10 protein-coding genes are annotated in these 8,858 nt (G+C 72.0%); 1 reads left to right on the top strand and 9 read right to left on the bottom strand.

Annotated elements, in window-relative coordinates; translation table 11 throughout:
• The first annotated feature begins 100 nt into the window (after positions 1-100).
• Positions 101-1,057, top strand: a complete 957-nt coding sequence (locus tag ACFV9C_RS32650) for an alcohol dehydrogenase catalytic domain-containing protein (RefSeq protein WP_380199492.1) — start codon at positions 101-103, stop codon at positions 1,055-1,057.
• On the opposite strand, the gene ACFV9C_RS32645 is transcribed toward ACFV9C_RS32650, so the two are convergent.
• The 9 genes from ACFV9C_RS32645 to ACFV9C_RS32605 form a co-directional block, all read right to left on the bottom strand.
• A complete protein-coding gene (locus ACFV9C_RS32645; protein ID WP_380199490.1) occupies positions 1,054-1,509 on the bottom strand; it encodes a hypothetical protein in 456 nt (151 codons plus the stop codon). The two genes, ACFV9C_RS32650 and ACFV9C_RS32645, sit on opposite strands and share 4 nt — an antisense overlap.
• Positions 1,510-1,619: 110 nt before the next feature.
• Positions 1,620-2,066, bottom strand: a complete 447-nt coding sequence (locus ACFV9C_RS32640; protein WP_380199488.1) for an FMN-binding protein — start codon at positions 2,064-2,066, stop codon at positions 1,620-1,622.
• Positions 2,063-2,623 carry an FMN-binding protein gene (locus ACFV9C_RS32635; RefSeq protein WP_380199486.1) on the bottom strand — a complete coding sequence of 187 codons (561 nt, stop codon included), beginning with the start codon at positions 2,621-2,623 and terminating at the stop codon, positions 2,063-2,065. The genes ACFV9C_RS32640 and ACFV9C_RS32635 overlap by 4 nt, the downstream gene beginning before the upstream one ends.
• 13 nt (positions 2,624-2,636) lie before the next feature.
• Complete coding sequence (locus ACFV9C_RS32630; protein ID WP_380199484.1) at positions 2,637-4,058, bottom strand: ferric reductase-like transmembrane domain-containing protein; 1,422 nt, start codon at positions 4,056-4,058, stop codon at positions 2,637-2,639.
• Positions 4,059-4,137: 79 nt separating this feature from the next.
• The gene (locus ACFV9C_RS32625; protein WP_380199482.1) at positions 4,138-5,373 is read right to left on the bottom strand and encodes a sensor histidine kinase; all 1,236 of its coding nucleotides are present in this window, start codon (positions 5,371-5,373) and stop codon (positions 4,138-4,140) included.
• A complete protein-coding gene (locus tag ACFV9C_RS32620) occupies positions 5,370-6,029 on the bottom strand; it encodes a response regulator transcription factor (RefSeq protein WP_380199480.1) in 660 nt (219 codons plus the stop codon). Before ACFV9C_RS32620 ends, ACFV9C_RS32625 begins: the two co-directional genes overlap by 4 nt.
• Positions 6,026-6,769 carry an FAD:protein FMN transferase gene (locus ACFV9C_RS32615; protein ID WP_380199478.1) on the bottom strand — a complete coding sequence of 248 codons (744 nt, stop codon included), beginning with the start codon at positions 6,767-6,769 and terminating at the stop codon, positions 6,026-6,028. Before ACFV9C_RS32615 ends, ACFV9C_RS32620 begins: the two co-directional genes overlap by 4 nt.
• Positions 6,766-7,833 (bottom strand): glycosyltransferase family 4 protein, encoded by a 1,068-nt coding sequence (locus ACFV9C_RS32610; protein ID WP_380199476.1) that lies wholly within the window; start codon positions 7,831-7,833, stop codon positions 6,766-6,768. Before ACFV9C_RS32610 ends, ACFV9C_RS32615 begins: the two co-directional genes overlap by 4 nt.
• Complete coding sequence (locus ACFV9C_RS32605; protein ID WP_380199474.1) at positions 7,830-8,831, bottom strand: YbhN family protein; 1,002 nt, start codon at positions 8,829-8,831, stop codon at positions 7,830-7,832. The genes ACFV9C_RS32610 and ACFV9C_RS32605 overlap by 4 nt, the downstream gene beginning before the upstream one ends.
• Positions 8,832-8,858 lie beyond the last annotated feature (27 nt).

The raw sequence follows: 8,858 nt of genomic DNA, 5'->3' as shown, positions 1-8,858 counted from the left end.
GGACTCCAGGGTCCAGGAGAAAAGAGTGCTCACCCACCAGCCGGCTACCACCAGGAGTTTGCCGGATGGCTCACTCCCAAAAACTGATTAGGAGAGTGCAGTGAAGGCAGTGGCCATCAAGACGTTCGGTGGACCCGAGGGCCTGAGCGTCGTCGAGCTCCCGGAGCCGGAACCGGGGAGCGGGCAGGTCCGGATCGCGGTCGAGGCGATCGGCGTCGGAGGCGTCGACGTGCTGATCCGCAGCGGGAGCCTGTCGGCCTTCGGTTTCCGCGAGGGGCTGGTGCCCGGGTCGGAGGTCGCGGGGACGGTGGTTGCCGTCGGCCCCGATACGGACCCGGCCTGGATCGGGCAGCGGGTCTGGGCGTTCACCGGCCTCGGCGGCGGGTACGCCGAGCAGGCGATCGCCGCGGTCGAGGACGTCGTACCGTTGCCGCCCGGTCTGTCCCCCGCCGGCTCGGTGACGCTCGGGAGTTCCGGGGTCGTCGCGCACTTCGGGCTCGCTCAGGCGCACTTCCGGCGCGGCGAGTCGGTCCTGGTCCGCGGCGCGGCCGGGAGCATCGGCATCCTCACGGTGCGGCTCGCCGCGCAGGGCGGTGCGTCCGCGGTGGCGGTGACGACCTCGTCGGCCGAACGCGGAGAGCTGTTGCGCACGGTCGGCGCGACGCACGTGCTGGATCGGTCCGGCGCGGGTGCGGGCCCGGCGGCGTACGACGTGATCATCGATGTCGTCGCCGGTCCGGAGCTGCCGTCGTTCCTCGGGAGGCTGCGGCCGAACGGGCGGCTGGTCGCGGTCGGCGCGCTCGCCGGACCACCGCCGGCCGACCTCGGTACGGCGCTGATGGCGAACTTCCGGAAGTCGTTGACGTTCGCAACGTTCAGCGCGGACACGGTCCCGCCCGCGGATCGTCGTACCGTCCGCGTCGCCCAGTTCGCCGCCGCGGCGGCCGGGCAGCTGCCGATGGTGATCCACGACCAGTTGCCGCTGGACGACGCGGTCGTGGCGCACCAGAAGATGGACGCCGGCGAGGTCTTGGGACGGATCGTGCTGGTGCCCTAGTCCTCTTGGGTGGTGGCGAGTTCGATGAGGCGTTCGGCGACCTGGGCGCAGCGTTCCTCGGCGGCACCGCGCGCGCTGCCGGTGAAGCGCAGCCGGGCGGTGGCGGTGATCGGCTCCGCGTGCACCTCGATCAGCGCGCCGCCGGGACGGGACTGCACCCTGATCCAGATCCGCACCCATCCCCCGAGACCGCTGCGCAGCCGCAGCACCAGGTCGTCCTCCGGACGCCAGCGTTCGACCAGGGCGACCGTCAGGTGCCGGTTCTCCGCGTGCCGCATCCGCGGTTCGCGGCCGTCGTAGCGCTGGACGACGCTGCCTTTCCGCGGCCAGTTGGGTCCGGCGCGGACCTCCGGCGGTACGGCGACCATCCACTCCGCGAACCGCGCGCCGTCCTGGATCACGTCCATGACGGCGTCCACGCCAACAGCGCCGAACCGCCATGCCATCACCATCGAAGCCGCTTCCCTGTCCGCAACACGTACCGGACCCGTGTCTACCAGGTAGCACCCCGGTCTGGCACGTTTCACACGGCCAGCTGAACCGTCAACGAACTCCGGTGGTCTCAGCCGGCACTGCGGAAATGCGCTGCGTCCAGAGCGGACTGCAGCGAGCGACGGTATCCATCAGAGGTGAACGTTGCCCCCGACACCGTATCGATGTGGAAACTCTGCGCAGCAAGCGCTTCCTGCTTGAGCTGCGGCAGCGCGTACGAGCTGATCTCGCGGTCCCGGCCACCCGACGACGGGTACGCGATCGCCTCGACCGCGACGAGCTTGCTCGCGCGGACGGTGATTCGCACCTGGACCGGACCGTACCGCGTGCCGGCCGACGTACCGTTCACGGTGAGGTCCCCGGTGGACGAGCTCACCACTCCCGGCGCGGCCGCGGGTGCGGCCGGATGGTCGACCTGGTTGGTGCTCGTCGGGTAGAGGAAGAGCAGCAGGAGCAGTACGCCGGTGCCGCCGCCGACGAGCAGGTTGCGCCGGAGTCGCTCGGCGTGGACAGTCACAGTGCGCCCGCCTGATGCGCGGCGTCGAGCGCGGACTGCAACGACTGACGGTAGCCGCCGGACGTGAAGGTCGCTCCGGAGACGGTGTCGATCTTGGCGTTCTGCGCCGTCATCGTCTCCTGGTTGAGCTGCGGTACGGCGTAACTGTTGATCTGATCGCTCCGCCCGCCGGTCGGGTGCTGGAGCGTGTGAGCCCTGGTGATCTTCCCGCCGCTGACCGAAACCTCCACCTGAACGGGCCCGTACTGCGTGTCCACCACACCACCGGCAACTACCACCGACTTGGCCGGCGGAGGAGACAGGGTGCGAGACGGGGTGGGGTCGACCGGCCGCGGGGGCACGGCGGTGCGCGTCCCACCCCTGGCCGGCGTCGGCGACGCCGGGCGCCGTTGGTGCCGGCTGGTCGTGTGCGCGGAGGTGGGCGCCGGCGTCACCGGGTTGACCACCGCGGCTGCGCCTGTGGTTGTGGTGGTGGGTTGCTGGAGGCTCGCACGGAAGGCGACAGCGACTACCGCCGTCGTCGCCACCGTCATCAGCAGCCTGATCCCGCGCCTCACGCACGTTCTCCCTTCACCATGAGAATCGTTCCTGGTGCAACTGGTTCGCGGGCAGGCCGACCTTGAGGACGGCCGCCGCGACCGCGTCCATCCAGGGGTCCGGGCCGCACACGTACACGTCGTACTCGGTGATCCCCGGCACCAGCCGGCGTACGGCGTACTCGTCCGACCAGGACGCGGCGCCGTCCGGCAGCCACGACCGGCGGCGGCGCAACCGCGGCCCGAGCAGGTAATGCACCGCGATCCCCCGGCGCCGCGCCAGCTGCTCGAGCTCGTCCCGGAAGACCAGGTCCTCTTCGCTGTGCGCCCGGTACACCAGCACCGCCTCCCCCGGCCGGTACTCGAGCTCCTCGAGCAGCGCCCGCAGCGGCGTGATCCCGATGCCGCAGGCGAACATCGCGACCCGTTCGGTCACGCGTCGCTCGGCCGTCAACCGCCCGTACGGCCCCTCGACCGCGACCCGTGTCCCCGGCCGCAACCGGGCCAGCCGGCTGCTGCTGTCCCCCGCCGCCTTCGCGGTGACCCGAAGCCGATCGGGTGCGGGCGAAGCCGACAACGAGTACGGATTCCCCCGCGACCACCCCGGCCCGTCGAGGAACCGGAACACGAAGTACTGCCCGGCCCGCACCGGCATCCGGTGCAGGCCACGCCCGCCGATCAGGACCGTCACGACGCCGGGCGCTTCCTGGATCACCTCACGGACCGTGAGCCCGTGCCGCAGCGTCCGCCAGGCCGGCAACAGCACCCGGTAGAGCACGAGCGCCCCGGCCGCCACGCCGTACGCCGTCCACCAGTACAGCTGGGCGAGTCGCGAGGTCGTGAAATCCGCACCGGTCCAGATCTCGTGCGGGATCGACAGCCCGACCCCGAGGTACGCGTACAGGTGCAGGAGATGCCACGACTCGTACCGCAGCACCTTCCGCGCCGCGCGGATCGACGTGACCACGACCAGGGTCAGCGCGATCGCCGCCGCGGTCGCCAGCAACATCCCGCCGTACGTCGTGACGACCGTCCACGTCTCGTGCAGCAGGTCGTTGTGATCGCGCAGCGTGTAGCCGACGAGGATCAGCGCGATGTGCACGAGCAGCAGGTTGAACGACCAGAAGCCGACCAGCCGGTGCCGCCGGGCGAGCTCGTCCTGCCCGTAGCTGCGCTCGATCATCGGCACCCGCGCCATCAGGAACACCTGCATCAGCAGCAGGTCGGCCGCCACCAGCCCGGAGAGCCGGCCGAGGGACGTGATCAGGTCCGCGGGGCCGCTGACCAGACTCTGCAGGCCGCGTCCCGAGACCCACAGCGCGACGACCACGAGCACGCTCGCCCAGCACGAGATGCCGACCGCGTCCCGCCACCAGGACGGCGTCCGCGGCGCCCGGCGGCGCATGCGCGGAAGCCGCGGGCTGCTGATCGCCGACGCGGCTCCACGGGAGGTCATGCCCCCGACGATGCCCGCCGATTCTTAGCCCTTCCTTGGACCACCCACCGAGGTCCCGGCCGGCACCTGCCCGGACCCGTCACCGCGCGCCCGGAGGGCGCTTCCCCGCAGCGTCGTCGCGGACCGCCGGAAACACCAGCTCGAACGTCGCCCCGACCTCGCTCGGCGCCAGCCGCAGCTGTCCGCCGAACCGGTTCGCGACGTCGTGCGCGAGCGCCAGGCCGAGCCCGTAGTGCGCCCGCCCGCGCCGCTGGCCACCGGAGTCGAACCGCCGCAGCACCCGCTGGGCCGCCTCCGGGCCGATCCCGGGACCGGTGTCGCTGACCGACAGGATCACGTCCCGGCGCTGTCTCCGGACCACGATCCGCACCTCGCCGCCGCGCGGGGTGTGATCGATCGCGTTGTCCACCAGTGCGAGCGCCGCCCGCCGGATCGCACTCGCGGAACCGAGCGCGGGCGCACTCTCACGATCCGAGGCCGCCCGGACCCGGACGCCCACCTGCTGGGCATGCGCGCTCGCCGCCTCGGCGACGTCGTCGGCGAGCAGGACCAGGTCGACCGGCTCCGGTGCCTCCGCGCGCCGCGGATCGGCGGCAGCCAGCAGATCGTCGACCACCTCGGTCAACCGCCGCGTGTCGCGCAGCACGCCGTCCGCGTCGTCCAGAACCTGCTCGCTGGCTCCGTCGCGATGCAACGACCGCCCGAGCAGCTGCGCGCGCGTACTCAGCAACGTCAACGGCGTCCGCAGCTCGTGTCCCGCGTTCGCCACGAACGCCCGCTGCAACGTCAACGCCTCGGCCAGCGGCCGGACGGCGCGACGCCCGATCAGCACGCCCAGCAGCCCGGCGAGCACCAGCGCCAGCACCGTGGCGAGCCCCATCGCCTGCAGCATCCGGGCCCGTTCCTTGTGCTGCGCCGAGAGGTCGAGCACCGCCTGCACCGGGCGTCCCTTCACCAGCCCGGTCGCGATCCGGTACTCGCCGTCGTCGTCCTCGACCGTCGTCACCTGGACCCGGTTCGCGGCCTCGGTCCGCAGCGCCAGCAGATCCGGCCGCAGATCGTCCGGCAACCCCGGCGACGCCGAGTCGCCCATCACCAGCCAGGCGCCGGCGGGCGGATCGCCGACGTCGTCCGCGGTCGCGACCGCGGACCTGAGCAGATCGTCGGCCGCCCCCGACTGCCCGTGGATCATCACCACCGTGACGAGCACAATCAGCAGCAACATCGCCAGCGCGACCAGCGCCGCGGCCTGTACGGCGACACCGCGCGCGGCACGCCGTACCAGCACCTCGTCGCCGATGGGCCTGCCGCTCATGCACCACCCAGCCGGTAGCCGAGGCCGCGCACCGTACTGATCACGCCCTGCCCGAGCTTGCGGCGGCAGTAGTGCACGTAGGTGTCGACGACCGTTTCGGACTCCGCCTCGTCGAACACCCGGTCCAGCAGATCGGCACGGCTGAACACGACCCCGGGCCGCGCCGCCAGCAGACCAAGCAGCGCCGCCTCCCGCTCCGACAACTCGACCCGCCCACCGACCGTCCGCTGCACCGTGCGCGTCGAGAGGTCCAGCAGCCCACCCGGTACGGCGAGTTGCCCCGCATGGTCGAGGTGCCGCCGCAGCAGCGCGCGGAGGCGGGCCAGCAGCTCGGTCAGCTCGAAGGGCTTGGTCAGGTAGTCCTCCGCGCCCGCGTCGAGCCCCTCGACGCGGTCCTCCGTACTGTTCCGCGCCGACAGCACCAGGATCGGCGTACCGACGCCCCGGCTGCGCAACCGCGCGATCAGGTCCAGCCCTTCGACCGCGGGCAGGCCGCGGTCCACGATCATCGCGTCGAACGGGCGGGTCAGCCCGACGTGCAGCCCGGTGTGCCCGTCGGCGGCGAGCTTGACGGCGTACCCTTCGTCGCGGAGGACCCGGTCGAGCAGGCCGGCCAGGTCCGCGTCGTCCTCGATCAGCAGGATCCGCCCGCTCACGCCACGCCCCACCCGGGTGTGGCCTCAAGGTTGCCGTCGGCAAGTACTCCGAGTCCTTCGTAGCCGGGCGGCAGCACCTCGGGCCAGTCGTCCCCGGCGACGAACGCGGCCGTGGCGAGGACGTCGGCGTACTCCAGCGAGGCCCCGCTGACCGAGACCGACAGCCACCGGCTCGTCGCCGGGCGACCGGTGCGCGGGTCGTACAGGTGCTCGCCGCGGGACGCCGTACCGCTGGTCGCCACCGCTCCCCCGGTCCGCGCCAGGCTCGCGACCACCCGCCCCGGGTCGTGCGGGTCCTGGATCCCGATCGTGAACGGCTCGCCGCTCGGGCAGACGACGAGGACGTCGCCGCCCGCGTTCAGGCACCAGTCGACGCCGTCCACCGCGCGCAGCCGGTCCCCGGCCCGCTCGACCGCCCAGCCCTTCACCAGCCCGGACGGATCCCAGCCGCCGTCCGGCAGGTCCGCGTCGAACAGCCCGCCGGTCAGCTCCCGCGCCGCGGTGCAGCGCTCGGCGACATCGCGGACATCGGCACGGACCTCGTCCCAGCCGACCTCGCCACGCCCGAGCCGGCTCACGTCGCTGTCCGGCTTGTACGGCGAGAACACCCGGTCGACGTCGTCCAGCTCGGCGTACAGCTCCTTGACCGCGGCCTCGGCCGCGGCGGAGTCGGCGTACTCTCCCCGGGCCAGCACGCTGATGGGCATCCCCATCAGCTGCTCGACCCAGCTCCGCCTCATGATGCCGAGGCTAGAGATCCTTCCCTGAGGACAAGCTGAGCCTGGTACGCCGCCACGTGCTGGGCGATCACCCGCTCCCAGGTCATGCTCGGCAGCGTGTGCTGGTTGTACTGCTGCAGCCGGTTCAGTACGGCGGGAGTCATCAGCAGCGCCGCCGTCGTCCGGGCCATCTCGTTGTCCGTGTCGACGAGGTACCCCTCGATGCCGTTCCGGACGAACTCGCCGACACCGCCCGTCGACATCGCCACCACCGGCAGCCCCGCGCACCGCGCCTCGAGCGCCGCCACCCCGAACGACTCCAGCTCCGCCGGCGCCAGGTACACGTCGGCGGACGCGTACAGCTGCCGCAACTCGTACCGCGTCAACCGCCCGGGAAGTTCCACCCACGGCGCGAAGTCCTGCCGCCGCGCGTCCAGCGCGCGTTCGCGCGGCCCGGCGCCCGCGATCACGCCCCGGAGCGGGATGTGCGACGGTACGAGGTCGCGGATCGCGGCGAGGGTGTCGAGCAACGCCAGCGGTCTTTTCCGGCGGGCGAGCCGCATCGTGCTCACGATCGTCAACGGGTGCTCGGGACGCTGCGGCGATCGCCACGCGGCCGGGTCGACGCCGTTGTGCAGTACGTCGACCGTACGCCCCGGCAACGCCCGCCGGATCACGTTCGCGACCGCCCCGCTGACCGCGGTCCAGCCGACCTTCCCCATGTACCGGTCGAGCGTCGCCAGCGGCCACGGCATCGTCGGACCGGGCAACGAGTGCACGGTGACGATCGCGGACCGCGCCAGCCGGGCCGCCCGCCAGGCGAGCGGCGACACGATCGACGAGTGCGCGTGCACGATGTCGAACGACCCCAGCTCGGACCGCAGCCGATCGACCGACGACGGCAGCGGCATCCCGGCCATCGACGGCAGCCGCACCACCGGTACGCCGGCGGCCTGGCCCTCCTGGAGCGTGTAGATCGTGACGTCGTGACCGGCCCGGATCAGGTGCACCCCGAGGTCGTGCACCTGCAGCTCGATGCCGCCGAGCGCCGGCAGGTAGACGTCGCTGACCAGCGCGATCCTCATGCCGCCACCGCCTGCGTCCGGCGCTGCAGGGAGGTCCAGATCGCGAGCATCACACCGCCCACCGGGATCTCCATCAGGAACGTGAAGCCGCGGAACAGCAGCAACCCCGCGGCAACGCCCGCGGGGTCGCCGCCGAGCGCGACCAGCGCGGCCGTCGTACCGATCTCGACGATGCCCGCGCTGCCCGGCGTGATGGCCACCAGCGTCAGCAACCGCTCCACCGCCAGCGCCGTGAACAGCACCGCCAGGCCGAGGGGTACGTGCAGCACCTGGAAGCACAGCCACAGCAGCGCCAGCTGCAGGGCGAGGTACGCGACCATCCCGCCTGTCATCGGCCGCCAGCCGGTGCGCATCAGCTGCAGCGTCGTCCGCCGGAACCGGGGAAGCCGTTCCTCGAGACGCGAACGCCGGAACACCTTGTCCAACTGGCGGCCGATGGTCCTGGCGACCCGCTCGTCGGCCAGCATCCAGACGCCCAGCAGGACGCCGACCGGCACCGGCAGGAACAGCAGGCTGCTCGGGCCGAACGCGGCCGCGCTGTGCAGGATCGGCACCAGGCCGAGCGCGATCGCGATCACTCCGAGCTTGGACACCACGTTCAGCAGCGTGGTCACGGTGATGAAGCCGCCGAACGCCCGCCGGGTGAAGCCCCAGCGGCGCACCATCGTGAAGTTCAGCGCCGTACCGACGGCGCCGCCGAGCGGGAGAACGTTTGCCACCGCGCTGCCGGTGAGACTCAGCGTCAGCGCGCGGCGCTTCGTGAGTCCGGGCAAGGACGCGGCCAGGACGAACGAATGTGCCCACAACCCGGCGATCCAGACAACAGCGAGCAGGATCAGCGAGCCGACCGACACCCGTGCGAGTACGTCGCCGACCTCGTGCCAGGTCGAGCCGACCGCTCGTGGCAGGAACACCACGAGGGCCCCCGTTACCAACGCACTCAGGACGGACGTCAGCAGCCGCCGTCGCCAACCCGCAAGCCGTTCTCGCTCGTTCATCAGGACCTAGCCTGTCGCTCCGGTGCT

The sequence above is a fragment of the Kribbella sp. NPDC059898 genome (genome assembly GCF_042730855.1).
In the GTDB taxonomy this organism is placed as follows: domain Bacteria; phylum Actinomycetota; class Actinomycetes; order Propionibacteriales; family Kribbellaceae; genus Kribbella.
This window is presented reverse-complemented; position numbering and strand designations above follow the sequence as displayed.